Genomic DNA, 26,538 nt, shown 5'->3' with positions numbered 1-26,538 from the left:
GAGACTCTCCTATGCAGAGCCTGAGATAGAACTCTCAGCAGATTCCTGTTTTACGGCACAGGAACAGGAGTTTCTTGATCATCGGATAATCCGTCTTGAAGGGAAAACCCAAAAGCAGAAAAACCCATATCAGGCAAAAGACCTAAAGAGGTATGTATGGGCAATAGCCAGACTTGGGGGATGGAAAGGCTACGAAAGTAAAAGACACCCAGGAATTACAACCCTTTGGATAGGCATCAAGTATTTTAAAGCATCAATGCAGGGCTGGGATATCCACAGAGATGTGTCCACACGATAGGTGCAGACGGGAATCCTAATGCAACTTACAAACCCGGCTTAATGCTTTAAGATCCCCAATCAAGTTGGGGATGACGCATGGATTTAACCTTACGCGTCATTCCCGTGCAGACGGGAATCTCCTACAAGAAAATCGTCATTGCGAGAAGGCTTTTTCAGCCGACGAAGCAATCTTTATAGCAAGGATTACTAACATGAAAGATTGCTTCGTCGTTCCTTCTCGCAATGACGATTTTTATTAATTACAAAAAGTTATCCTCAGCCCTGTAAGCAGAAATAACTGCCAATTCGCCCTCTTTTCCACCTTTCGAATTGCCATGCTCCATGCCCATAACACCTTTATAACCTTTTTTATGCAAGTGCTTAAATAGGTTTTTATAATTGATTTCTCCGGTTGTAGGTTCTTTTCGGCCCGGGTTATCACCAATCTGGATGTAGGCAATTTCATCCCAGCAACGATCGATGGTTTTAATTAAGTCGCCTTCCGTACGTTGCATGTGGTAAATATCATAAAGGATTTTACACGAAGGGCTTTTTACCGCTTTACAAACGGCGTAGGTTTCATTTGTTTTTTGAAGGAAAAGCTCCGGGGTATCGCTCAAGGTTTCCAAAACCATAATCAAGCCGTGGGGTTCAAAAATTTCGGCCCCTGCTCGCATGGCATCAATTACATTGGCAAATTGATTGCCGTAAGGTAAGTTACGTTCGTAAAAACCAGGCACTACAGTAAGCCATTTGGCATTACAGCGTTTCGCGGCTTCAACCGATTTTTTGCAGGTTTCTACAAATTTGTCTTTAAATTCCTTTTTGCCAGTGGTTAAAGAAGTTTTCCAGTTATCGCCACCATCTACAACGAAAACCCCCATGCGCATGCCCAGTTTGGCCAGTAGGTTTCCAATTTTTGTCTGTTCTTCAATCGAACGGTTTAGGTAGCCATTATCTTCGATAGAGCGGAAACCTTTATCGTACATAAATTGGATCTGATCTAAAAAACTCTTGCCCGCATGGTTTTCGAACATGCCCTGGTGTGGGGCATAGTCCATGTTAAAAACCTTATCGCTTAACGTATTTTGCTTTTCAGCTGCAAAGGTGTTGGTAATTCCGGCTCCTGTAGTTATTGCACCAGCAGTTAATAAGCTGTTTCTTATAAATTCACTTCTTTTCATCGGTTTGGTTTTAAACGGATAGGTATTAATGTGTAATTAATTTTTTAAACCCTGTTGTTAGAGTATCGGCTACTTTGCCATCTTTTTGATGGTACACAAAATAAGCTTCGAGATTTTTCCTGCTTTCTACAAAAGCAATAGCATCTTTAAGATGCATGGCCATTAAGGCATTGTCGTAGCCATCGGCTGTAATGGCATCATTAGCGTATACTGTTACGCTGATCATTTCATTGTCTAGGGGATAACCTGTTTTAGAATCGATCAGGTGTGAAATCTTTTTCTTTCCGCTCTGGTGGAATTTCCGGTAGTTACCAGAGGTGGTGATTGCTCCTGAATTGATGGCGGCGATATGCCTGATTACCGGCGTTCCATCCTTGTCCGGACCTTCAATACCGATCTTCATGGTTTCGCCATTGGGTTTAGGTCCTGAAATCCGAATTTCGCCCCCCAATTCGGCCACATACTGCTTGATGCCTTTTTTTTCGAGATAAGCGGCAATTAAATCGACACTATAACCCTGGGCAATTCCGTTTAAATCGATCTGCACGCAGGGCTTTAGTTTGCTTAATAAGCCGTTCTTTAGTTTTAGGTTTTTCATGCCCACACAGGCCAGTATCGATTTAATGACTGCTGGATCGGGCTCGTTTTTTGCCTCTTTTGGCCCAAAACCCCAGGCCTGTACCAATGGCGCAACCGTAATATCGAAAACACCTTTTGTATCCCGATTGATCTCAAAACTCCTTTTGAGCACATCATTTATAAAACGGTCGGTTTTGATTTCTTTTTCTGCCGAATTAAATTGATTTATCAATGATCCCTTTTTGTAAAGCGACATCGATAAATCAATTTCGTTTAATAAACTATCTATGCCTGCCTTAGTGGTTAAACTATCAGTGGCATAGTACATTATAGCATAATCGGTTCCCTGTGCAAAACCATTGATTTTATATTGCCTCACTTCTTTTTTCAAGGAGAAAGCAAAAATTAGTGGTAAAAGGAAAAGCAAAAACCTATAACGCATCAATTTAGTTTTATATCACCTTTGCTTGTCCAGGCATGGCGATAGGGTATAGTCCTTTTTCATCAGGCATTAACCTTGGGTTAGCATCCCAGGCAAAACGCTCCGGCATTAAACTGATGTCCGAAGCTAAAGCCTCATCCCATTTAATGGTTTGGCCAGAGTAAGTGGCATAACGACCGATAATTGCCGAGAATGTACTTGTAGCAGCATAGTCTACATTGCTGAATCTATATTCTCCCTTAGAAACAGCATCGAAAAGTTCGTCGTGCTCTGTTTGGTAAGGATTTGCGTTTCCTTTGGTATTGTGGTTATATAGTTCTTTGCCACTGTAATCTTTCATAATGGCCTGATTACTGCCTGAAAGATAAATCTTGCCTTTGGTACCTTGAAAAGATTCATCCACACGGTTACTGATACCTTCGAAATGCCTGCATTGGCTATGGATTATGGCGCCATCTGCATAAGTTAATTCGATAGAGTGGTTATCGTAAATTTCTCCGTAATCTTTTCCTGTTCTCCAGGCCCGGCTGCCTGTTCCCTGTACTGAAACTGGATGCCCATTTTTTATCCAGTTGGCGATATCGATATTGTGTACATGTTGCTCAACGATATGATCGCCGCATAACCAGTTAAAATAATACCAGTTTCTCATTTGGTATTCCATTTCGGTTTGGTTTGCTTTACGCGGACGTACCCAAACGCCACCACTGTTCCAGTATACCTGGCCCGACATGATATCGCCAATTGCACCATCGTTAATGCGTTTCATCGACTCGAGATAGTTGGTCTGGTAACGGCGCTGTAAACCTACTACAACATTTAATTTTTTCTTTTTGGCTTCTTCGGCTGCGGCCAATACCTTTCTAATGCCCGGTGCATCTACAGCAACAGGTTTTTCCATAAAAATTTGTTTGTTCTGTTTAACCGCTTCTTCGAAATGGATCGGGCGGAAGCCAGGAGGAGTTGTTAATAGCACAACATCTGCTAATGGAATGGCTTTTAAATAAGCATCAAAACCTACAAACTGGCGTTCTTTTGGAACATCCATCTTTGCGCCAAATTTCGAACTTAACGATTGGTAACTGCTGTCTAAGCGATCCTGAAAAGCATCGGCCATAGCGACCAATTTAATATTAAATTTAGTGCTCAAGGCCTGGAAAGCGGCTCCTGTTCCACGGTCGCCACAGCCAATTAAGGCAATTTTAATCGTGTCTGATCCTGAAGCATAAGCTCCGGCCAATGGGATACTGCTTAACATTGCTCCGCCTGCGAGCATTGCTGTCGCTTTTAAAAAATCGCGACGTTCTTGTTGGTTGATTGGTTTTTTCATGTGTTTAGTGTTTATTTTGGTTAGATAGTGTCGGTTAAAAGTCTTTTATAGGTTGTTTATTGTAATAAGCATCAATTTCGGCTTTTGATGGCGTTTTAGCTGGCCGTACTAAACGCATGCCTACAAATGGGGCTTCGGGGAACCACCAATTACTTTTCGGGATCTGTGGATCTAATTGTTTCCATGATGGATCAGACGCTAACCTAACTGTTGATGTCAGGTTGTTCGGTGTTTCATCATAAGAGCCCCCACGAACTACATTTGGGTAGAGTTTTTCGGGTACTGCCACAGGATTTTCAGTGATTTTATCCTTGCTTTGACTGTAGAAATCAGCGATGTATTGGTCGTAAGTCCATTCGCTAACGTTTCCGTACATATCAAATAATCCCCAGGCATTTGGTTTTTTTTGTCCTACCTGGTGTGTTTTATTGTCGCTATTGTCTTTATACCAGGCATAATCTCCTAATTTGGTTGCATCATTGCCAAAAGAATAATTGGTTTCTGTACCTGCTTTACAGGCATATTCCCATTCTGCTTCTGTTGGTAAACGGTAGAAAATACCTGTACGCACATAAAGCCATTTGCAAAATTGGATGGCATTATATTGAGTCATTGCTACCGCTGGCTGGTGCTCTTTGCCCATGCCAAAAGTCATATCGAGATAGGGTTTTGTAGGTCTGGTTACTGCATCCACTTCGGCTGGAATAGCACTTATGCTGGCTTGTTTTTCGTAATCTCGATAAAGAAAGGGTTCGAAAATATCCCAGGTTACTTCATGTTTTCCAATCCAGAAAGCATCCAGTTTAACCTCATGAACGGGTTGTTCATCAGGTTTACCTGTTTTATTTCCCATCTTAAATTTGCCTGCCGGTATAGCCTGCATATCGAATTTTAATTTTGTTCCATTAATGGATTGTGTGTACGAGTCATTAGAAGTTTGTGCTGAAATCTGTGCACAAGGATAGGAGATTAATGCTACGGCAATTAACTTTTTAAACATAATTTTTGGTTAGATACACTTATTTTCTAGGTGTTTATCTGGTTACTTTCTGAAACGCTAAAGTAAATAACCGCATTTAAAACAAAGAAAATTTATGTAACAATAAAGGTAAGTATTGTTATATTAAAAGTCAAATTGACAATTAAATCGATCGTCATCCTGAACTTGTTTCAGGATCTAATTGGCGAAGATCTTTTAAATCGATGTCACTTATAATTAATTGTCTAAGAGTGTTGTAGGGAAAAGATTTTTTGCCACTTAAGGAATATAAGGTCATTTAAGCTTATACTTCTTATATCGTTTGTTTTAAATTTCGACGCATCATCATTGCAAGCTGACTTATCTTCTATCGGCAACCTTATTGCTCAAATTTGTATAGCCCACCAATGTGTCCCATCGCGCACCGGGACGGCGATAGTAAACGAAAATCTGATAGCTGTTTTCAGTCTGAAAGAACGCACCCTCGAAAGGCTTGTTTTCTATTATCTTTGTATCTTTATTAAACCAGGCAAACTCATAATCGTAGAGGCCTTGTTTAAGTATCACATTGCCGTAAAACTGTTTCCTGTTGGCATCATAGAGCAGTTTATTTTCATTGCTCATGGTATAATTGTTAAACCGGCCAACAACATAAGCATCGCCATTTGGGCTGGGTGCAGGAGCATTTAATGTAAATAAAACACTCATGTACTCTGCTTCTGTTTTATCGTCACGTCCGTCGGTATTGCGAATAAAAAAGTTCCCGTTTTCATCGTACTGATTGGCAAATGCACCAACAGTTCTGGGGGCATCCTGAAAAAGCATGACGTTTACGGATTGATTATCGCGATAAATATCTTTAACATTATCGGCCTTGTAACGCAAACTCCTCGTGTCAAATTTTCTAAATTCGTTGTCTCCCCAAAAATCATTTGTATTGAGGTCGTTATAAACCAACTGGTTTGGTTTTACAAAAGCTGGTTTAGTATTAACCTGGATAGTATTGGCATTGAAGTTTTGCATCACTACTGCTTTTATATCCTGATAGGGGTTCGGGATGGGAAAAGCATGGTTAATGGTAAAGTTGATTTTTTGTTTATAATTCCTGTTTTCTACCTGCATGGAATTGTTTACTTCTGCCGCTACGGCAACCTGACTATCGAGGATGTAGAAACGTTGTGAAATAACAGGTTTGTTTTTATCACCATCTAAATAAACTTTTAACACATAGTTCCCCCCAATTTTTGGTTGGATTTGAGTATTGGGTAAACTGATTTCGTAATGGGTGTATTTTCGTGTGGTATTAGAAGAATAGCGATAATTGATAATGCGGTCATCATTAAAACTTCCTAAATAATCGATGCTCGAAATTTTCGAAGTCTCCCATTCTGCGGTACAATGCTCAATGGTGTACCAGTAATTTTGGGTGCCTGCAAGTAGGTCATCGAAAGAAAAAGTGATTGTTTCTGACGAATTGAGCATAATAACAGGTAAACTTTGCTCTTTATTGCTGTTATAGCAAAGTACAGTTTTAATATTTGGAAGATAAATTTTATTCTCGTTGATAAACGTTTTGTCGTTTTGCGCAAATGCAAGGGTAGAAATGAAAAATAAAATCGGAATTAATATTTTCTGCATGGCTAAAAGTAAAGTTTTATTGGGAGGTGACAAAACCCAATTGTGGATGATCGCCATGGAAGCACGGATAGACACGGAAGATTTTACGACGTATAGTCATCCCGACCGTAGTGGAGGGATCTATCTAAGAAGGAAATAATTACGAATGATACAGTTGTTTTTTCTTTTCACAGCAACCTTGAATATGCTGTCATGCTGAGGTACGAAGCATCTGCAGCCTATGAAACAGATGCTTCGTGCCTCAGCATGACATAACTTGAAATATTAATCTCTCGTGGTGTCAGATATTACTATCTGACACTGATCTTAATTTGCATTCAAATTCTATTTTTTGGATTTTCTAAGGATCACTTAACAGTCAGATGGTAACATCTGAGTGCACATTAAAATTATCCTTCCAGCTCCATAATTTCAGCAGCTAAACTTTCCCATTTATTTTGGCTAGAGTCTAACTCCTGTTTAGTCGTTAAGTAACGTTTGTTGGCTTCAGCTAGTTTATCGGCTTTGGCGTAAACATTCTCATCAGCCAATTCTGCTTCAATATTTTTAACGTTCTGCTCCAGTTCGGTGATCAGCTTTTCTGTTTTTTGCAGTTCGTCGTTCAGCTTTTTTAATTGGTTAGCTGTATTTGGCGTAACAACTTTTGGCTGTTCTTTTTTCTCAGGCATTTTAACTGGAATAGGTTTAGCCACAGGAATTATCCTTTTGTTATTCCATTCTTCATATTCGGCATAAGTACCGGGGTATTGTTTAATTTTTCCGCCTTCGATAAACCAGATTTTGTTGGCCACATTATCCAGAAAGTACCTATCGTGGGATACAGCAATAAAAGTACCTTCAAACTGGTGTAATGCTTGAATCAGAATGTTAACCGATTGGATGTCCAAGTGGTTGGTAGGCTCATCCAGAATCAGGAAATTCGAATCTGTAGTTAACGATTTAGCTAAGGCTACACGTGATTTTTCTCCTCCTGAAAGCACTTTGATTTTTTTGAAAACATCGTCGCCGGTAAAAAGGAAGCAACCTAAAATACTACGTAATTCCGTATCGCTATGTTTTGGGGCAAATGCCTGTAATTCTTCTAAAATCGAATTATCTAAATGCAGCGACTCTAATTGGTGCTGCGCAAAGAAAGTGGTGGTGACATTATGACCAGTTTCGCAAAAACCTTCAAACTTTTCGGTTCCGGCAATCATTCTCAATAAAGTAGATTTACCCTTACCGTTTGCACCGATCAAGGCAATTTTATCACCTTTTTCAATTACACCCTCAGCATCGTCTAAAATGTGCACATTTGGATAGCTCTTATTGGCATGTTCTATGCGCACCACGTGCCTGCCCGATGGTTTAGAAAATTTGAAAGCGAAATTTACGGTTGGATTATCATCATCTACATCATCAATACGTTCCATCTTATCTAAAGCCTTCATCCGCGATTGGGCCATTTTAGCCTTACTCGCCTTCGCTTTAAAACGCTCAATTAAACGCTCTTCCTGTTTAATTTTGGCCTGTTGGTTTTTAAATTCACCCTTCTGGATTTCCCCACGCAAGGCTTTTTCCTCAACATAGAAGCTGTAGTTACCCGCGTATACGGTTAATTTACCTTTGCGCGATTCGACCGTACGGTTTACAATCTTATCTAAGAAATACCTATCGTGAGATACAATTACAATGGCACCTTCAAAGCCCATTAAATAGTTTTCTAACCATTTAATGGAAGGTAAATCCATGTGGTTGGTAGGCTCATCCAGCAATAGGATATCAGGCGTTTGCAATAATATTTTGGCCAGCATTACACGCATACGCCAACCCCCTGAGAAGGTATTTAACGGGCGCAATTGATCTGCTGTACTGAAACCTAAACCAGCTAAAATTTCATTTGCCCTGTATTCGATGTTATAGCCATCTAAAGCTTCAAACTCTTGCTGTTTATCGCTTAATTTAAATAAAACCTCTTCGCTATAATCCGTCTCGATTTTTTTTAGCAGCTCTTCAATCTCGTCGTGCAATTGGTTTTGGCGCTCAAAAGCTTCCATGGCCACATGCAAAATGCTATGGTGCGAATCGTAAGAAAGTAAATCCTGGTTTAGGTAGCCAATTTTCAGGTCTTTAGACATGGAAACAGTACCCGAACTCGGTGCATATTCGCCTACAATTATTTTTAAAAGTGTTGATTTTCCTGTTCCATTGGCGCCGATTAAACCAGCTCTATCGCCAGGTTTAATGTGCCAGTTCGCGTCATCGTACAAGGCCCTTGAGCCAATCAGGAAGGTTAAATTATTTATTGAAATCATTTCGGCTGCAAAAGTACGAAATTTAAAGGCTTTTTTCAGCTGGAAAGTCAAATAGGATAAGCCAACAACATTAATTGGTTTTAAGGAAAGCATACTTGCTAATTGGTATCGCAGTAACGTTGAAAATCTATTTTTGTAAAAACAAAAGCTTTTAAGTGCCTGTTTAGTAATTATTGCTGTTTTAAATTGATGCCCGATATAACGCTTATCTGCTCAATATCCTCAAATTTTATCGATCTGTAAAACGGTAACGCATTACAATTGTCAGTACAGGGTTAAATGATGTTAAATTTTTATGATGCATAAAAATTATCATATCTTTGTTCTGTAATAAAAATAGTTACAGTATGAATAGCAGTCATTTTTCTATATCGCTTCACATCCTTACACTCCTCGATCAGGTGAAGGGGCAGCTATTGAATTCTGAATATATTGCAAGAAGCATCAACTGTAATCCTGTTTTGGTAAGAAAAGAATTGGCAAACCTACATAAACATGGTTTTGTACAGAGCAAGGAAGGAAAGGGTGGAGGGTCTACACTGGCGAAAAATTCTGCTGATATTAACCTGGGCGATGTGTATAGGGCGGTTAAACAAAAAAGCCTGTTGGGCGGAAGCAGAAATGAACCTAATCCCGATTGCCCGGTAGGGAGACAGATTACCAAACATTTAAACGATTTATATGATGAAGCCGAAACCGCTTTGGTGAAGAATCTTTCATCTAAAACATTACAAGAGTTTAGTGCAGGTTTTAAATAAAAAATTTTGAACATAACTGTAATAAAAAATGTTACAATTTAAATTATAAATTTTAAAAATTAAATAACATGAAAGTAGCATTAATTGGAGCCTCTGGATTTGTAGGCAAAGCCATTTTAAACGAATTGGTAAGCCGTGGAAATGAAGTGATTGCCATTGCACGCGATACCGCTAAAATTGAAAATAACAATGATAAGGTAAGTAAAATCGCAGCCGATGTTTTGGATACTGAAAAATTAGCAGCGGTTTTAAAAGATGCCGACGCAGTGGTAAGTGCTTTTAACGCAGGCTGGACCAATCCGAATTTATATAACGATACGGTACAGGGAGCAGAGGCTATTCAGGCTGCAGTAAAAGCATCGGGCGTTAAACGTTACATTTTTATCGGTGGAGCGGGTACTTTGCAGATTGATGGTCACCAAATTGTAGATGGACCGAACTTCCCTGCCGAATACAAGCCAGGTGCAACAGCAGTAAGAGATTATTTTAATACGCTAAAACAGGAGAAGGAATTAGATTGGTTATTTTTTAGTCCGGCTATTGAAATGCATCAAGGCATCACCACCGGCCGTACCGGGAAATACCGCTTGGGTAAAACAAGTCCGGTTTTTAATGAAGAAGGCCGTTCTATTTTATCAGTAGAAGATTTGGCAATTGTTATTGCCGATGAGCTGGAGAATAACGCACACCACCAGGAGCAGTTTACAGCGGCATACTAGGGGTGTAGGATTAAGGAGGGGCAGTTAAATGGTTCATTAGTTTACTGGTTCATTGGCCATTGGTTCACTGGGCATTAGTAACTGAAAATTGATAACTGCTCCATTTTCCTTTTTCCTATTAAGTTCTTATCTTCGTGCCATGTATCGCCTTATTAAACCAATATTCTTCAAATTTGACCCTGAAAACGTACATTATTTTGTAGTTAAGCGGTTAAAATGGTTTAATGATAAATTTCCACTAGGTAAAACCATTATCCGTAGCAGCTTTGATGTACACATTAAAGGTTTGGAACGCGAGGTTTTTGGCATAAAATTCAAAAATCCTGTTGGTTTGGCCGCCGGATTTGATAAAAATGGCGAATATGTGGAGCCGCTAAGTAATTTAGGCTTCGGATTTATCGAAGTGGGTACGGTAACGCCAATGCCTCAACCCGGAAATGATAAACCCCGTATGTTCCGTTTACCTAATGATGAAGCTTTAATTAACCGGATGGGCTTTAACAATAAGGGCGTAGATGTAATGGCTGAGCGTTTGCGTTTGCTAAAAGATAAACACCCTGATATTGTAGTTGGTGGAAACATCGGTAAAAACAAGGCTACTCCAAATGAAGATGCAGTAAGCGACTATATTAAATGTTTCGACCGCCTTTTTGATGTGGTCGATTATTTTGTGGTGAATGTAAGTTCGCCCAATACCCCGGGTTTACGCGAGCTGCAGGAAAAAGAACCGCTGAAAAAAATCCTCAATACTTTACAGCAACGCAATCGTAAAAACGATATTTCACGTCCGATTTTGTTGAAAATTGCTCCTGATTTAACTGATGCACAATTGGATGATATCATTGAAATTGTGGCGGAAACCAAAATTGCTGGTATTATTGCCACTAATACAACTATTAGTAGAGAAAATTTAGCTACAGAAAAAGACTTGATTGCCCAAACTGGTGGTTTGAGTGGTAAACCTGTCAAAGAACGCTCCACTGAAGTAATCCGATATCTTTCGGAGAAATCGAACAAAGCATTTCCAATTATTGGGGTAGGTGGTATTCATTCGGCAAAAGATGCCAAAGAAAAATTAGATGCTGGTGCATGTTTGGTTCAATTGTATACTGGTTTTATATATGAGGGACCAGGGCTGATTAAAAGTATCTGTAAAGAGTTAGTTTAAGTGTAATCTAGGCTTTAAACTGATTAGTTTGAAAGCATTGTAACCAGACCATTTTTAATTTTCAGGTTTTGGAAATGAATGTCAGTATTCCATGGCTATGATAGTCCCGCTATCGCTTCAAAGCCTTGGCTCGTTCCTCGCCTGCAGGTTTTACGCTACTATCGGGTTTATAATGAAAGGTTTGTGCTGGTAATATTTCTCCTTAACTTAACTACATTCACTACGGGCTAAATAACTACTTCTGCCGGCTTACCATTTCATTAATCCATATGGGTGCAAATGGTGAAGTGCAGCCTTTAGAAACAGGATAATCGCGGTAAATGCCAAGTTTTTCGCCGATGGTCACGGCTCTTTCTCTATAATCAGCATGGTTAATGCCAATCTGAGCCAATGCGGTATTCATTGTCCATTTGATTTCTGCTGCTACTTTAGGCATTTCTTTTTCAATCCGATTAAGGATTGCTGGGATGTCAAGCCCTTCAGGTGCTCTGGCTATACGTCCGCTGGTTAAGCTCCAGCCAGCACGGGCCAGCATAATATTTTCCGAATTCATCCACTTTTCCCTAAACTGTTCCTTATCAGGGTATTCTTTAACGATGTAATTGTAAAACCAATCAGCTGCCCAGGTAAAATTTTCTGAGGCTACCATTTCCTCAATCTGTGCCGCAGAAAGCGCTTTTGGTTTAAGGATTAAGATGGCCAGCAGTCGGGCATCAATATTTTCAGTTTCCCAAAGTTGAAGTGCAAGCTCATGGTCTGTTTTGATCTTTTTGGCTATTGCCCTGATGTCGCCCATTTTAACACCAAAAATGTTTTCTCTGGCGCCGTTCTTAATATGCATGGCGCGGACTTTCTCTTCGCCGAGTGATTCTAGTTTTGAAAGAGTTTCTGTAAGATTCATGGTTTTATCTTTCGCTGTTTTCAAATTTAAAGATTCCCCAGATTTTTAAGGCATAAAAAAAGCACCCTTTGATCAGAAGGATGCTTTAAATTCTTTAAGAAGAAATTTCTAAAAACTATTTTGCCAAAGCAGCTAAAACAGCATTGTTTTTAGCTAATTGATCGTTTTTAGGTTGTGCAGAGCGGCTTCCCAACTCGATGTTAGTTGCTCTCTTTAAAAATGCTACCTCCTGGTGAGCTGTATTTTTGTTTCTTCTGTCTTTTCTTTTTAATCTGGTAACTGCCATGGTAATAACCTTTTAATTATTTTATTTGTACAAATGGAGGTCGAGAGCGGATTCGAACCGCTGTAGAAGGTTTTGCAGACCTCTGCCTAGCCACTCGGCCACTCGACCCTTAAATTCAAGGCTGCAAAAATAGCAATTATTAGTTAGCTCGCAAATAATATCTCAATTTAATTTCGAACTCGCACTAACTCAGCACAAAAGATTGCCGCACTTACGGCCACGTTTAACGATTCGGCCTCCCCAATTCTCGGAATGGTTACCGGTTTATTTATTTTTTTGATCACTTCTGCCGATATTCCCTTTCCTTCATTGCCTAAAATCACCAATCCTTCAGTTCCCCATTGGGTTTTGTAAATCGATTCGCCATCTAATAATGCCCCAAATACAGGGATGGTATTTTTCTCCAAAAATGCTGGCAGATCTGCTTCATAAATATTTACCCGTGCCAACGAGCCCATTGTGGCCTGTACAGTTTTTGGATTGAATACTTCTACACAGTCGGTAGAGCAGATGATGTTTTTAAAGCCAAACCAATCTGCCGTTCTGATAATGGTACCCATATTGCCAGGATCCTGAACGCCATCTAAAACCAGAGTGAACTGATTTTTTAGCGCTGTTAGCGCTAATTCTCTGTTTTTTGGGATATGAATGAGCGCTAAAAAGCCTTGTGGCGTTTGCAGTGCACTAATCTTATCTAATTCGGCGTTCTTTACTTCAAATAAGTTTATATTTGCAGGCAATTTGGGTAACAAATTGTATTGTTCGCTGTTGTAAAATATAGTATGGATCTGGTAGCTTGACTGAAAAAATTCTTTTATGGATTTTATACCTTCAACAATAAATAAACTATGTTCTTTACGGTATTTTTTTTGATGTAACGACTTTATAAAACTAATCTGTGATTTTGAAAGCATACCAAAACTCAATAAATATTAAACTGAAAAGCACTGCAATATTACTATTTATTATTGTTTTAATTCAGGCCTGCTCATCAACTAAGTATATTGCCGACTATCAATCGATAGTGAAAAAGGTAACTATAGATAGTGTTGATGCTAAATTTGAAGAACAGGCTTACAATTATGTTCAGAAAGATATCAGGCCAGCATCGAAGTTGAGTATCAATGTGCCTATGTATAATTTGTTCAATACAAAAGATGGTCGGTATAAAACCAGCGATATTAAGCCATTTGGTACACCACCAGCTATTTTAGATAGTACATTGGTCGAGATTTCCAGAACACAGATACAGAAGTTTTTAAAAAGTAAAGGCTACCGTCAGGCCGAAGTAACCTCGGCCATAAAGGTTGCGGATAAAAAGGCCGAAATTGTGTTCAGTGCAAAACCTGGGCCTGCTTATTTTATTGAGAAACTTTCCGATTCGATACCAAATGCAAATATTAGGAACCTTTACGAATCGAATAAGGCTAAAATAACACATTTACACAAGGGAATGCAGTACGATGAAGACTCTCTAACTTATGAAAGGGAGCAGATTTATCGCATTATGAAAGAAAATGGATATTTCTATTTCTTAAGACCTTATGTAAATTTTGATGTATATGGTGCCGAAGCAAGCTCTAAAACTAATAAAATGGATTTGAATCTTAATGTTACAGATCCTGCAAATGGCCCACATAAGCAGTTTAATATTGGTTACACACATTTGTTAATTGCGCCAAATCCTGATGGTTTGCCCGATTCGGCAAGGTATAAATTAAGCAAAGATACTTTGAACGGGATTATTTATACCGATTTCTCTAAGCGTTACAGGCGTAATCCAATCGTTCGTTACGATTTTCTGAAGCAAGGTGATCTTTATGATATCCGGAATGAAAACCTCACTTACGATCGCTTATATGAGCTCAATGTTTTTAAAAATGTAAAGATCGATTATTTCAGAAGGGACAGTACCTCAAATAAAATCAATGCGATCATTTTGCTCACCCCCCAAAAGGTAATGAGTAACCGAGTTGAAGGTGAGATACCGTTTAATGGAGGTACCGTTGGGTTTACCCTCGGAAATACCTATACCAATAACAATATTTTTAGAGGGGCGGAACGATTTGAACTCCAGGTAAAAGGTGGTTTGCAATCGCGTATCGGTAACGGTGCCAAGGTTTTCAGTGATATTTATCAGCGCGATTTTTCAATCAGTGCCAGCATTTCGGTACCAAGATTGATGATTCCCTTCTATAACCCTGTTTTAGGGGGCAACGGAATGCCACATACTACTTTTGCAACCAGTTACATTTATGCCTTACAAAAAGATGTTTCGGTAAGAAGGATTTTTATCAATTCCATTACTTACGATTGGTTTGAAACCAAGTCTAAACTCCACTCTTTTACCCCATTAAATTTTGAGTACCGTTTTGGTAACCTTGATACATCAAAAGTGGATGCAATTACCCGTTTTAACAACCTTTATTATTCTTCACTGCTCGACCGTAAGGATTTAACACTGGGTATGAAATATACTTACACGCTTAATGCCGATAAGTTAAACCAGCTGAGAACTTTTGTTTATTTAAGGGCAGGGATGGATATTGCGGGCAATATGTTGCAAGGGATATCTAAGCTAACAGGTGCTAAGCATGATCCGGCAAACAATGATCCAGCAAAGATATTAGGCTTGCCTTTTAACCAGTACACCAGGCCAGAGGTGGATATTAGGTGGTATAAACATTTGGGTGGCGAAAGGCAGTTTATTGCCCGTTTAAACACCGGATTAGCCTATGCTTATGGTAATTCGATATTAACGGGTATTCCTTTCGAAAAGCAATTTTTCGCCGGTGGATCTAACGGCTTGAGGGCCTGGCAGGCCAGAACGATTGGTCCCGGTAATTATAACAGACAGGTGCTTGCCAGTGATGAAGTGCGAAAGGCAGTTTTTGGGCTAGATCAGTTGGGTACTTTACGGATAGAAACTAATTTTGAATATAGGTTTACAGTTGCCCGAAAATTTTTTGGGGCTACTTTGAAAGGGGCCGCGTTTGTTGATGCCGGTAATATCTGGAATATCCGCAGAGGGGAATCGATTACACTTGAATACCCTGAGTTGGATGAATTGACCGTGTTTAAGCTTAGTAAATTGGCTAAGCAAATTGCTATTGGTACAGGTGTTGGTTTAAGGTATGATGTTCAGTATTTTGTTTTTAGATTTGACGTGGGACTGAAACTTAAAGACCCTCAGTTTTTGGGATCAGACCAATGGGTAATCAGCAAATTTTTATCTGGAGCCAGAGACTTTAAAAATAGCTATAACTCCACACACGGGCCTGATACCTATCGTTTTATACAGTACAACTTTGGTATTGGTATGCCATTCTAAATTAACCGAAAAGGCTTAATGCCTTAGGTTTGGTATTTGGATCTTTAAAAGAGAATTCTTTAAAGGGTTGCCATCTTTTATCCGTATGCTTGTAAACAGAAAAGGATGAAACCTGGAACTCGCGTTTAAATTTCCGGTCTTTAAATTCGGTAGAAATCTGTTTGAAAATGGGTGGTTTTACATCTCTGAATGCCAAAGTTAAATGTGGATTGAATTTTTCTTTTTTCTCTATCAATTTTAAAGGGTGTAATGCTTTGGTTATCTGTTTTTCCAGCGTCATTAACCCCTCATTTTGTTCAACGTCGAGATAAAAGGTATGCTCCAGAAATGAATTGAAGTTTCGGAGTACCTGTATAAAGGGGTGACTGAAAGAAGCATCTGCTAAAGCTTTAAAAAATCTTTCTTCTACATTGTAAGCTGATAGTTTTACGGGCGGGTATAAGGTGATATGTGCAGGCCGTTTTAATGATTCATGCACACTAAATTTCTCTGAAATGTATGTCCTAATCTCGTCTATGTCTTCTACAACAGAAATAGGAGGGACTAAACACACTAAAAATAGATTTTCCATAAATCAAATTTACTAAAAATTTTAGTAAAACAGCAATGATAAATCGTTAAAAAACGATTTGTTATTTTCACACTCTTTAGAACGAGCGTGAGCGCGAATATCGGCATCTCGCCTCGACCTTGGCTTAGGAGGCTACAGCTGTGCTGCTATCTGTGGTAAAATAAACCCGAGCGGCAGCGTTATCCCGATTAAGTGTTTTTTATTTACCAGTTTATCTGTCGGGATTAAGCAAAGGGCGGGACTGGTATAACCGAAGCACCACAGGCCTTGCTTTTCTAAAAAGAATAAGAGAATTTATGGCATAAGATTGCTTCGGCTCGCGCTTGTGTCCAGCCTCGCATCCTATAGCTTTCGGATGATGATTTTAATATTTAAAAGCTAAAAACATATCCTTCAGCTTCTTTTATTGGAAGGCAATTGCAGAAGTCATTGTTCTCTGTAGTCCCGCTCCCGCTTCTGCCGATTGAAATAATCGGCATCTCGCCTCGACCTTGGCTTAGTAGGCTACAACTGTGCTGCTATCTGTAGTAAAATAAACCCGACCGACAGCGTTATCCCGATTTAAGTGCTTTTTATTTACCAGTTTATCTATCGGGATTAAGCAAAGGGCGAGACTGGTATAACCGAAGCACCACAGGCCTTGCTTTTCTAAAAAAAAACAAATTTAATGAGCTTCTCGTCATTGCGAGGCACGAAGCAATCTTAAAGCAATCGCTAGGATTGTCTTATTTATTTGCGAAGTTCAGCCCATAGTAGTAAGATTGCTTCGTGCCTCGCAATGACGATTTTAGCTAGGAAAATCAGACGAGGTTCTTTAATCCATCGAATATACTTTCGAAAAAGGTAGAAAGGTTTAAGCCATTACTGTGGTTAAAATATACAAATACCAGAAATACAATTACTACAAATATGATCAGTTTGCGGAAAGCAAAGGCAATAATAACCAGTATAATAGGAATAATGAAAAGCCATAAGCTATTTATGGGATACGGACTTAAATCAGTATCTTTTTTATACACATACACCAGTTTGCTGTGGGTGCCGGAGTCGTTTTGATGTTTGATGTAAACGAAGGTAGATTTATCGATTGGTAAAGGTAGCACGGCTATGCCATCGTTAAATTTTAATACCTGTGTAAAACCACTTACACTAAAGGTATATGTTCCGTTTATATTTTCGTTGGGGTTGTTTGATGAATCGGCGGCTATTATGGCCAGTTTATTGTTTTTAAGCAAATTTTCTTTTACCAGAAAATTATTGATTGCTGCGGTTTGTGCATGGCTGAAAAACCCGATTAAACACAGCGAAAGCAAGAGTAAGATTCGTTTCATTCGATAGAACGTTTATTGTAAATTAAATAACCGATATGCAATAATACACCATTTCTTTTAACTGCATCATTATATAAATTATAACTCAAGCTTACAGGGCCGAGCGGTGAGTGATAAACCAAGCCTGCGGTACCCGCATAGCGTATTTTTGTAATGGCCTTTGCATAATCGACATCCTGAAAGTTATTCCGCTCAAACTCTTTATGGGGTAAAAATAAATAACCTTCTAATCTAAAGTCTAGATTTTTTTTAAAATTATAAATGTTTTTTATTCCGCCAGCTGCATAGGTGGTTGCTCTAAACTTATCAAGAAATAACGAGCGGCTATCTTGCAGCGGGTAAAAGGCCGGAGCGGTTAAAAGTGTTGCATAATAGTTGCTAAATAAGGGTTGGTTCGAAATAACACCTTCTATAATATAGCCCAAAGTATATTTTTTAAGGTGTAAAAAGTAGTTTTCCTGGGTGAGTTTAATGCTGCCCCAATGATGTAACCGGCTACTGCCCGGAATTTTAACAAAACCTGGGGTGTTGCGGAAAATATTGCCCGGATTATAATTTTCGCGACCGGTAGTGTAATTAAAACTTAACGAAAAGCTTTGGCCATTGGTGGCATATTGTTTTCTGTTCAGCGAATTTTTTTCGAAGTTTAACGAGCCCCTGAAACCATTAAATATGGTTTGGTCTAATAAATCGCCGACGGCAAAAGTATTATTTGGACTGTAACGGTCGTTGTTGTTAATGAATGTAGCGTGGAGAACAATTTTGGTATTATAATTTAAAGGCACTCCCATCATAAGGTCAATCTTGCGGTCTGATTGTTCGATGTAAATGGGGCGTGGGTTTTCGATAAATATCTGGCTTGTATTATAAAAATTCCAGTGATTATAGGTTAACTCCGCGGCCAGAAACAAGGGTAGTCTGGTTGGATAATCTACCCGGCCATTAACCTGTACCGATTCGTAAAAGCGGCCAGAGTAAAAGCTGGTTCCAAAAGTATACGATTTTCGGTTAAGGTAATTGTACTGGGCACCCAAAAAAACATTGCTGATTGGCCTTGTAGATATATTGCCGCCCAATTCGAGTTTAAAGCTTTTTTTCGGCTGTGCCACCACCTCAAAAGTATAACTGTCTGTTGCTGCCTGATAAGAAATTTTAGGATATACGGTTTCGAAAGTTTGGTCGGCAACCAGTTTGTAATACCCCCGTTTAATATCTTGCAGGTTAAAAGTAACTTTATCGCTTTTGAAAAGCCTTTCTACATATTTTTTCTGCTGACTGTTTACACCGGTTACGATGATGTTGCTGAATTTTAGATCTGGCTTTTTCGCATTAAATTTTTCCCTTCTTTTTGCCAGTTCTTCATCGCTCACTCTTTTGCTGATTAAGGCTTTAATCCTTGGCATATCGGCTATTGTTGCATCATAGCCTTTTTTAATCAGCTCTTCTACGGGCGCAAAATTAGTTACGCTATAAGTAGCCAGATTGGGCTGGATGTATACACCGTTTTTTCCGATCATGGTAGAATCTGATTTGGATAGAAACATGTATACCAAAAAGCGGTTCATTAAACGATCGTCGATGTTTTTAGGGTATTCGTTATAGGTTTTTGAAGAAACATTGGCACCGATCACATAATCAGGTTTAAAGTCTCTTTCCATTACATCAGCAGGGAAATTATTGTAAAGCCCTCCATCAAAAACATACTTTCCATCCAGTTTAATGGGCCGGTAGATAATCGGAACCGTCATGGTTGCCCTTACTGCTTCTGCTAAACTTCCCTTGCTTACTGTGATACTTTTTTGCGAAAGCACATCTGCAACCATACATCGATAGGGAACAAAAAGATTATCGAAATTGTCTTTAGAAACGGCTGAAGCCTGCGAAAAGAGCTCGAGAAAAGCAAAATTTAATGGGATATCATTAATTAGGTTAGAGCGGAAATTGAAGTGAAAACCTGTATCAATAGCCACTTTTGCAGTGAGCATAGAGGCATTGGGCGCATTTTTCTGAAAATAATAGGTATAATCGCTGGTGTATCGTCCATTTACCCAATTTTGAAAGTCGTTGCTTAAAGCAATTTTTTCGATCTGTGCGGGGCTATAACCTGCGGCGTACATGGCGCCAACAATGCCACCCATCGATGTGCCGGTAATGTAATCGATAGGAATGTGGTTTTCTTCTAAAGCCTTTAATGTGCCAATGTGCGCCAATCCTTTAGCGCCACCTCCGCTAAACACAAGGCCAACCTTTTGCGCCCGCAATTGGTTACAGCACAGTACGAAGAGGATCAGCAAAAATCTTTTAAAAGTTACCACCCTTAAAAATAGGGGTTTTCTTTTAAATTAGTTCAACATGAAAATGTTATAAGTTAAAATTGTGGCAAAACTTACCCAAAGGAAATAGGGAATAAAAATCAGTCCTGCCCATTTATTTATTTTATAAAAAACTAAACCATTAATTGCAATAATAATTAGCAACAGTATAATTTCGGCCAGGGCAAATCCTATCTCATGCAGGTAAAAGAAAATAAATGACCAGGCTAAATTTAAAATTAACTGAATAAGGTAAATGGCCACTGTCCGTGGGAAATGAATAATTTTATCGCGCCTTACCCATACCAGATAGGCCGCAATGCCAATAAGTACATAAAGTGTAGTCCAAACAGGTCCAAAAAGCCAGTCAGGCGGATTGAAAGAAGGTTTATTTATTGTACGATACCATGTTTTAACAGATTGAATCGTTGCCCACGAACCAAGGGCACTAACACCCAATGTGATGGCAATATTGATAACAAAAGCTACCGGTTTAAATTTCATATTATAAATTTGAGTTTAAACAATGGAAAATTCTAAATGTTTTATTACCGGCCAATGCCTGGTACCACAGGTAAACTCTCATTGTCATCATTCCCAACGCTTTGTACTGCAAATAAATAATTGTCTTTACTGTAGGGTAATCTCAATTCGGTTGAAGAGGTAAAAAATTTCTTTTCCCAAACCGGGCTACTAGTTTCGCGCATCAATACATAATAACCTTTTACTGTGCCATTAACCGGTGCTTTCCAATATAAATAAGTAGAATTGCTTAAGTTTTTTACATCCACTTTTACTTCGGTAGGAGAAGATGGGGCTTTCGCAAGATTGGCCAGCACCGCAATGTTTACACCTGTGTTTTTACGCAGATACTCGAAATCCATAAATTCCTGAAGATCGCCATACCTAACGCCTTTCTCAGTTCTAGGGTCTTGGTGCTGGTGATCGAAGTTTTCGTTCATTTCAGTTATGCGCACCGCTGTAAATCCATTTTCTACGAATGGGGTATGGTCTCCGCCACGGAGAAATCTATCGTTCCTGTAAATTAATTTAACTTCTAACTGATCTACATAACGCTCGCCTATTTCTTTAACATATCGTGCCAACTGACGGCTTTTACCATCGTTCTCTAAGCCAAACTGATGGATGCTCTTCGCATTTTTATCCAGATCGAAGCTGGGTAAACCCTCACTAAATACACGGAGCCTGGTATTATCGATGATTTGTGTTTCGCTACTGTTGTTGTTGCCAATCATATCATTATTTAACATGGCATCTACAGCCCAGTTTTCTTTTTTTGCTTTTGCAGCCATAAAACCAGAGCCTAATAACGATTGTTCTTCACCGCTTACGGCTACAAAAATTATGGTGGCAGAAAATTTATATTGACTCATAATTCTCGCAGCCTCAATTACGCCCGCAACGCCACTACCATCATCATTGGCGCCAGGTGCATCACTGGTTCTGTTCATTACATCGGTAACCCGGCTATCGAGGTGTCCGCTCACCACATAAACACGTTTGTCGTTTGCATTAGTACCTTTTAGCACGGCTACAGCATTGCCCAAAAGTGTAGGCTGATCTATTCTTTTACCATCGGGTTTAAATGTAATGGTATCCAGATATGCAGTAAGCCTGCCATCACTTTGCTTGGCAAAATGATTAAACTTATTTACGACCCAATTTCTGGCAGCTCCAATTCCTTTTGTTTTACTTTTAATATCACTAAGCGTATTTCTTGTTCCGAAAGAAACCATTTTACTGATATATGATTTTAGCGAATCCTGGTTTACAGCCTTAACCATTTTATCAATATCCTGATTTCGGTTAACCACAACTTGTGCCTGTAGCGATAAACTTATGGTAAAAAGAAGTAGGAGTGAGTAGCTTTTTTTCATCTGTCGGTTTTTTCAGAAATAATGATTTTATTTAAAACGAATATATTGAATGATTCCTTGAATACAGGCGGTTTAAACCTAATCTCTTGTAACATTTTGGGCATAAAAAAAGCCCTTCGAAACTAATCAAAGGGCCTAGGCTTAATTTTAATATTACCTTGCCACAGTTAATGCAAGTTCTTGTGTCCGGTTCCAGTTACCAAAAGCTTTTTTAGCTGAAGCTTTGGCTGTATTTAGTTCAACATCTCCGGCAATGGTTAAAAATGTTTTTTCTGGAGAAAGCTGGCTATAAAAGTTTTTAACATCGGCCAGGGTTAATGCATTAATCGAATTTTCATTTACCGTTTGGTCATAATCGTAATCCTGTAGTTTTAAACTGGCAATTAATTTAGCTTTAGCTGTATTAAAAGTTTTTTGATCGAAGCTTGCATGTTGAATTACTGAAGCCATTGTTGCCAGATCTTTCTCAAGATCAGCATTTAATGTAGTAAGTTTACCGCTGTTATCCTTAAAGCTAATATTTGAGTTTTTATTTACGTTTTCATTTAAAACTGCATTTAACAACTCCACTATGCCATCTTTTTTGCCCTCAAAGGCCTTCGTATCTAAGGTAAAGCTAGAATATGCTTTCGGCGAACGTTCGTTCTCTGAAATAATGATATTCATGCCATTCTTAAGTTTATAGCTAACAGGCTCTTTAAAGTTTTGAGCTTTCGCATTGTAAACGGATAAGATACTTAATGCAGTGAATGCAATTGTTTTAATTTTGTTCATTTTGTTTTTTTATTTTTATTTTTTATGATTTTCTGTTTAACGCGTTATAAATATACTTCTTAGTGCTTATTTTGACTATATTTAGTCTTTGGAAAGGCAAGGATATTAGACGAATGGGGTGGTGCGGGCTTTGAAAATGAGGGTATATTTTTTACAAATATATATTTTGTTCATTTTGTTCATTATTATTTTGCAAAAATATTCCTCCAGGTTATGTTAAATTATAATCGCAACGATAATCTGATCGTAATGGATTGTTTAATAGTTGATGATCATGTAATCGCCAGGTGCATAGCAAGTCACCCTTTTTAGGTTGATCCAGTTTAAAAATGATCGCTGAATGTACGGATTGCACATAAAATGCTTTCAACCATTTACGTAATGGGGTTAGATGCTAAACTGAGCACCACACCTGCAAGCTATTGAGGATGATCATTTTACTGCAGATCAATATAAATATGGGTAAAGTTGATTACCGTAACCTGCGAAAAGGCTAAAGAAGTAGCAAGGTGTTTTTAGAGCAATAACCTGTAATTTTCTTTGCTCAAAGATTTTTAATTTATTGATGGTTGAAAAATCATTAGGAGGCATACAGGTGATCAGATCCCGATTTTAAACGGATATCTTCAATAAAGTCTTTTATTTCCCTGATGGTTTCTTCTGGTTCGCTAATGTGCGGAAAATGCCCTGTGGCTTTCATTACAACCAAAAAATTTTCTGGTGTATTTTTATGGATAAATTCGCCGGCTGATAAAGGAGCCATCATGTCGTTCGAACTTTGCAGGGTAAGGCTTGGCACGCCGAGGTTTTTTAATTTGTCTCTATAATCGGCCTTAAAAGTAGCCATTGCAAAGGCCAGGGCAACACTTGGATCGGTAGCCTCAAAACATTCCTGTAAAAAATCAGCTAATTCGGGTTTTAAAGGGGTATTCATCACTACTGGTGCCAATTGTTTGCTCCAGGCTACATAATCATCTGCTATGTGCTCAAATATAGTTTCAATATCTTCTGCATTAAATCCACCAATATAATCACGATCATTTAAATATCTTGGTGATGGGCCAATAAAAACTAGTTTTTTAAATGCTTCTGGCATCTGTAATGCGGCAATCATACCAATCATACTGCTTACCGAGTGACCAACAAAAATAATGTTGTTTAAATCAAGTGCTTCTATAATATCGATTACATCACAGGCATATCCTTCGAGTGTAGCATATTTCCGTTGGTCGTATTGGCTTAGGTCTGAATCGCCCGATCCAACATAATCAAATAGTATTACCTTGTAGTCATTCAGAAAAGCATCTGTAATAAATTTCCAAGAACTTTGGGCACAGCCGAAGCCATGGGCAAATACAATTACCTGGCTACCTTCACCAAGGATTTTTACATTGTTTCTGATGAGTATAGGATGCAAAATGTTTGGCTTTAATTCTATGTTAAGTTAAGTAATGTTAGGTGTTTTTTTAAAAAAAATAAATAATGAACGAAATGCATTACTAATTAGAGAATATTTTATGTTTTGCACTTAATTGTTATCTTGCGTTATATCTATACTAAAACGATTAAGTTGTATGAGAAACAGTATTTCTACATTATTGATAATATGCTTTTCAGCATTTTGTGCGCAGAGCCAGGTAAACCTAAAAGCCTTCAAAACCAACGGAGCAACAGTTTCTTCTAATCAAAAAGAACTCGTGCTCAGCTGGCCAGCTGGTAAAGGAACCTTAGGTAAAATGATTTTAGATCTTGATCGTACCAAACCATTGTTTAAAAGTTTGCTGTTAGGTAAGCAAGGCGCCCTAAAAGAAGTTGCTGCTCATCTCGATCCTGCATTTGTGCTGAGAATAGGTAAACGGACTTTAAGTCCAAACAGTGGGGGCTGGGATGTTTTTTTCGACCGGGTTCCAACAAAACCATATACCACCAATGTTGTAAAATTCGAAAAAGGAGCAGCCAGTGTTTCTACGAAGGGCTCGCAAACTGTAGTGCGAATAAATGGAGTTCAATGCGAAACCTTTAGCGGTGCTCTAGAAATAACACTTTACAATGGAAGTCCTTTGTTTAATGTGGCTGCAGTAATATCAACTCCAAAAGATTCTACAGCTATTTTGTATGATGCCGGATTAACGAGCAAAAAAGATGCCTGGGCCAATATTGCCTGGAGTGATGTGAAAGGAAATCTTCAGCGCGAAAAGGCAGTACAAGGAGATCCAAGTAAAAACTTGGAAGTAAAATACCGTACTGTTATCGGCGAAAATAATAGCGGAAGTTTGGCCGTTTTTCCTGCTCCGCATCAATATTTCTATCCCTTAGATGAAGCTTTTAACCTTAAGTTTACCTGGAAAGGGAGCAATTATTTAAATCTGATTCCCGATTTTGGTATAGGCATCCGTCAGGATCCATTGGGCGATAAACGTTATGTGCCCTGGTTTAATGCACCACCAAACACCCAACAGCGCCTTAATTTTTTCTGTTTATTGAGCACCGGGAAGGCAGGAGCAGCGTTGGATGATGTTAAAAAGTTTACACATAATGATACTTATGTGCCGTTGGCAGGTTATAAAACAATGGCTAGCCATTTCCACAATGAGTTTATTTCGGACGTAGTGCTAAGCGGAAAAGCCGTTCCGGAAAAGCCCGAATTTGTTGAAGTATTGAAAAAGGCGGGTTTAAATATTGTTAAGCTTGCCGAATTTCACGGACCAGGCCACCCCAAAGGACCAGATTCTGTTCGTTTAAAAGAATTAGATGCCTTGTTTAAACAAACCAAAAGGTTATCTGAGCCTAATTTTTTACTGTTACCGGGCGAAGAAGCCAATAATTTTTATGGAGGACATTGGTTGGCATTTTTTCCTAAACCAATTTATTGGATTATGTCGAGAAAAAGCGATCAGCCTTTTGAAACCAACGATCCTAAATATGGTAAAGTTTACCGCATTAATGATAAAACAGAAATGCTTAAACTATTGGAACAAGAACATGGCTTAGCCTGGACCGCCCATGCCCGAACAAAGGCTTCGACAGGTTATCCAGACAAATATAAAGAAGAAGCCTTTTTTAAATCGGAGACTTTTATGGGCGCGGCTTGGAAGGCCATTCCAGGAGATCTTTCGTTGCCAACCTTAAGTAAACGGGTATTGAACCTGATGGATGATATGGCCAACTGGGGTTTGAAAAAACACGTTATTTCAGAGGCTGATATCTTTACCATTACTGAGCAAAATGAAATGTATGCACACTTAAATGTGAATTATTTACAGTTGGATAAGGTACCTAATTATGCCGATGGCTGGCAGCCTGTTTTAGATGTAATACGGAAAGGAAAGTTTTTTGTATCAACAGGTGAGGTACTGATCCCGAGCTTTAATGTTAATGGAAAAGGTGCAGGAGAGACTTTGAAGGTTGATAATAATGGGAAAGCAAAGATAAATATGCAACTCAACTGGACATTCCCCTTAAGCTTTGTCGAAATTGTATCGGGTGATGGAGAAAAGGTTTATCGTAACCGTATTAATTTAAACGATACCCAGGCTTTTGGGAAAAAGAATTACAGTTGGGCAGTTAATCTGAAAGGGCGTAAGTGGGTAAGGGTAGAGGCCTGGGATATTGCCACTAATGGTGCTTTTACGCAAATGGTTTGGTTGGAATAATGTTTTTTTATTATTCGCTGTGTCATCCTGAGGGATAATTTATTGTATAAAAATCAATATGAATGACGCATATCCTTTTTTTGCCCAGCGGCTCATTCTTGCCTCGGCTCA

Annotated in this window: 21 protein-coding genes, 1 tRNA gene and 1 pseudogene; 6 read left to right on the top strand and 17 right to left on the bottom strand. The window is 38.8% G+C overall.

Annotated elements, in window-relative coordinates:
- Nucleotides 1-298 (top strand): annotated as a pseudogene (locus EYS08_RS25860) (hypothetical protein); the annotation flags it as partial.
- 241 nt (nucleotides 299-539) lie between these two features.
- Here the strand turns inward: EYS08_RS25860 and EYS08_RS20365 are convergent.
- The 6 genes from EYS08_RS20365 to EYS08_RS20340 form a co-directional block, all read right to left on the bottom strand.
- Entirely contained in the window at nucleotides 540-1,463 is a 924-nt protein-coding gene (locus EYS08_RS20365) for a hydroxypyruvate isomerase family protein (protein WP_131031840.1), read from the bottom strand.
- Nucleotides 1,464-1,488: 25 nt separating this feature from the next.
- Nucleotides 1,489-2,484, bottom strand: coding sequence for an FAD:protein FMN transferase (locus tag EYS08_RS20360; RefSeq protein ID WP_131031839.1), 996 nt, complete (start codon nucleotides 2,482-2,484; stop codon nucleotides 1,489-1,491).
- A gap of 10 nt (nucleotides 2,485-2,494) precedes the next feature.
- Complete coding sequence (locus EYS08_RS20355) at nucleotides 2,495-3,814, bottom strand: Gfo/Idh/MocA family oxidoreductase (protein ID WP_131031838.1); 1,320 nt, start codon at nucleotides 3,812-3,814, stop codon at nucleotides 2,495-2,497.
- A gap of 34 nt (nucleotides 3,815-3,848) precedes the next feature.
- Nucleotides 3,849-4,814: a formylglycine-generating enzyme family protein gene (locus EYS08_RS20350; RefSeq protein ID WP_131031837.1), complete on the bottom strand. Its 966-nt coding sequence runs from the start codon at nucleotides 4,812-4,814 to the stop codon at nucleotides 3,849-3,851.
- Nucleotides 4,815-5,153: 339 nt separating this feature from the next.
- On the bottom strand, nucleotides 5,154-6,431 hold the full coding sequence (locus tag EYS08_RS20345; RefSeq protein ID WP_131031836.1) for a type IX secretion system plug protein: 1,278 nt from the start codon (nucleotides 6,429-6,431) through the stop codon (nucleotides 5,154-5,156).
- Nucleotides 6,432-6,820: 389 nt separating this feature from the next.
- Entirely contained in the window at nucleotides 6,821-8,725 is a 1,905-nt protein-coding gene (locus EYS08_RS20340; RefSeq protein WP_131031844.1) for an ABC-F family ATP-binding cassette domain-containing protein, read from the bottom strand.
- A gap of 347 nt (nucleotides 8,726-9,072) precedes the next feature.
- On the opposite strand from EYS08_RS20340, the gene EYS08_RS20335 reads away from it, so the two are divergent.
- The 3 genes from EYS08_RS20335 to EYS08_RS20325 all read left to right on the top strand — a co-directional run bounded on the left by EYS08_RS20335 (nucleotide 9,073) and on the right by EYS08_RS20325 (nucleotide 11,370).
- Nucleotides 9,073-9,483, top strand: coding sequence for an RrF2 family transcriptional regulator (locus tag EYS08_RS20335; protein WP_131031835.1), 411 nt, complete (start codon nucleotides 9,073-9,075; stop codon nucleotides 9,481-9,483).
- Nucleotides 9,484-9,551: 68 nt separating this feature from the next.
- Nucleotides 9,552-10,202, top strand: a complete 651-nt coding sequence (locus EYS08_RS20330) for an NAD(P)-dependent oxidoreductase (RefSeq protein WP_131031834.1) — start codon at nucleotides 9,552-9,554, stop codon at nucleotides 10,200-10,202.
- 139 nt (nucleotides 10,203-10,341) lie between these two features.
- Nucleotides 10,342-11,370, top strand: coding sequence for a quinone-dependent dihydroorotate dehydrogenase (locus EYS08_RS20325; RefSeq protein ID WP_131031833.1), 1,029 nt, complete (start codon nucleotides 10,342-10,344; stop codon nucleotides 11,368-11,370).
- Between the two features lie 235 nt (nucleotides 11,371-11,605).
- On the opposite strand, the gene EYS08_RS20320 is transcribed toward EYS08_RS20325, so the two are convergent.
- From EYS08_RS20320 to EYS08_RS20305, 4 genes are all read right to left on the bottom strand, one after another.
- Nucleotides 11,606-12,271, bottom strand: a complete 666-nt coding sequence (locus tag EYS08_RS20320) for a DNA alkylation repair protein (protein ID WP_131031832.1) — start codon at nucleotides 12,269-12,271, stop codon at nucleotides 11,606-11,608.
- 115 nt (nucleotides 12,272-12,386) lie between these two features.
- Nucleotides 12,387-12,557: a hypothetical protein gene (locus EYS08_RS20315; protein ID WP_029275070.1), complete on the bottom strand. Its 171-nt coding sequence runs from the start codon at nucleotides 12,555-12,557 to the stop codon at nucleotides 12,387-12,389.
- Between the two features lie 34 nt (nucleotides 12,558-12,591).
- A tRNA-Cys gene (locus EYS08_RS20310) sits at nucleotides 12,592-12,665 on the bottom strand.
- Between the two features lie 59 nt (nucleotides 12,666-12,724).
- Entirely contained in the window at nucleotides 12,725-13,471 is a 747-nt protein-coding gene (locus EYS08_RS20305) for a TrmH family RNA methyltransferase (protein ID WP_131031831.1), read from the bottom strand.
- Between EYS08_RS20305 and tamL the strand changes: the two genes are divergently transcribed.
- Complete coding sequence (gene tamL, locus EYS08_RS20300; protein ID WP_131031830.1) at nucleotides 13,462-15,888, top strand: translocation and assembly module lipoprotein TamL; 2,427 nt, start codon at nucleotides 13,462-13,464, stop codon at nucleotides 15,886-15,888. The genes EYS08_RS20305 and tamL overlap by 10 nt on opposite strands.
- Nucleotide 15,889: 1 nt before the next feature.
- Here tamL and EYS08_RS20295 read toward each other — a convergent pair whose 3' ends face one another.
- The 7 genes from EYS08_RS20295 to EYS08_RS20265 form a co-directional block, all read right to left on the bottom strand.
- On the bottom strand, nucleotides 15,890-16,459 hold the full coding sequence (locus EYS08_RS20295) for a 2'-5' RNA ligase family protein (protein ID WP_131031829.1): 570 nt from the start codon (nucleotides 16,457-16,459) through the stop codon (nucleotides 15,890-15,892).
- An 800-nt stretch (nucleotides 16,460-17,259) separates the two neighbouring features.
- Nucleotides 17,260-17,790: a hypothetical protein gene (locus tag EYS08_RS20290; RefSeq protein WP_131031828.1), complete on the bottom strand. Its 531-nt coding sequence runs from the start codon at nucleotides 17,788-17,790 to the stop codon at nucleotides 17,260-17,262.
- Entirely contained in the window at nucleotides 17,787-20,084 is a 2,298-nt protein-coding gene (locus EYS08_RS20285; RefSeq protein WP_244216006.1) for a patatin-like phospholipase family protein, read from the bottom strand. The genes EYS08_RS20290 and EYS08_RS20285 overlap by 4 nt, the downstream gene beginning before the upstream one ends.
- 48 nt (nucleotides 20,085-20,132) lie before the next feature.
- Nucleotides 20,133-20,606, bottom strand: a complete 474-nt coding sequence (locus tag EYS08_RS20280) for a TspO/MBR family protein (protein ID WP_131031827.1) — start codon at nucleotides 20,604-20,606, stop codon at nucleotides 20,133-20,135.
- A gap of 44 nt (nucleotides 20,607-20,650) precedes the next feature.
- Nucleotides 20,651-22,000 (bottom strand): M28 family metallopeptidase, encoded by a 1,350-nt coding sequence (locus EYS08_RS20275; RefSeq protein ID WP_131031826.1) that lies wholly within the window; start codon nucleotides 21,998-22,000, stop codon nucleotides 20,651-20,653.
- Nucleotides 22,001-22,153: 153 nt separating this feature from the next.
- Complete coding sequence (locus EYS08_RS20270) at nucleotides 22,154-22,774, bottom strand: peptidase M16 family protein (protein ID WP_131031825.1); 621 nt, start codon at nucleotides 22,772-22,774, stop codon at nucleotides 22,154-22,156.
- A gap of 580 nt (nucleotides 22,775-23,354) precedes the next feature.
- Nucleotides 23,355-24,191, bottom strand: coding sequence for an alpha/beta fold hydrolase (locus EYS08_RS20265; RefSeq protein ID WP_131031824.1), 837 nt, complete (start codon nucleotides 24,189-24,191; stop codon nucleotides 23,355-23,357).
- A gap of 157 nt (nucleotides 24,192-24,348) precedes the next feature.
- On the opposite strand from EYS08_RS20265, the gene EYS08_RS20260 reads away from it, so the two are divergent.
- A complete protein-coding gene (locus tag EYS08_RS20260; RefSeq protein WP_131031823.1) occupies nucleotides 24,349-26,427 on the top strand; it encodes a CehA/McbA family metallohydrolase domain-containing protein in 2,079 nt (692 codons plus the stop codon).
- Nucleotides 26,428-26,538: the final 111 nt, after the last annotated feature.

It is taken from the genome of Pedobacter kyonggii, assembly GCF_004310665.1.
GTDB classification, from domain to species: Bacteria; Bacteroidota; Bacteroidia; order Sphingobacteriales; family Sphingobacteriaceae; genus Pedobacter; species Pedobacter kyonggii.
Note: the sequence above shows the minus strand (reverse complement) of the source record. Positions and strands in the feature narration are given on the sequence as shown.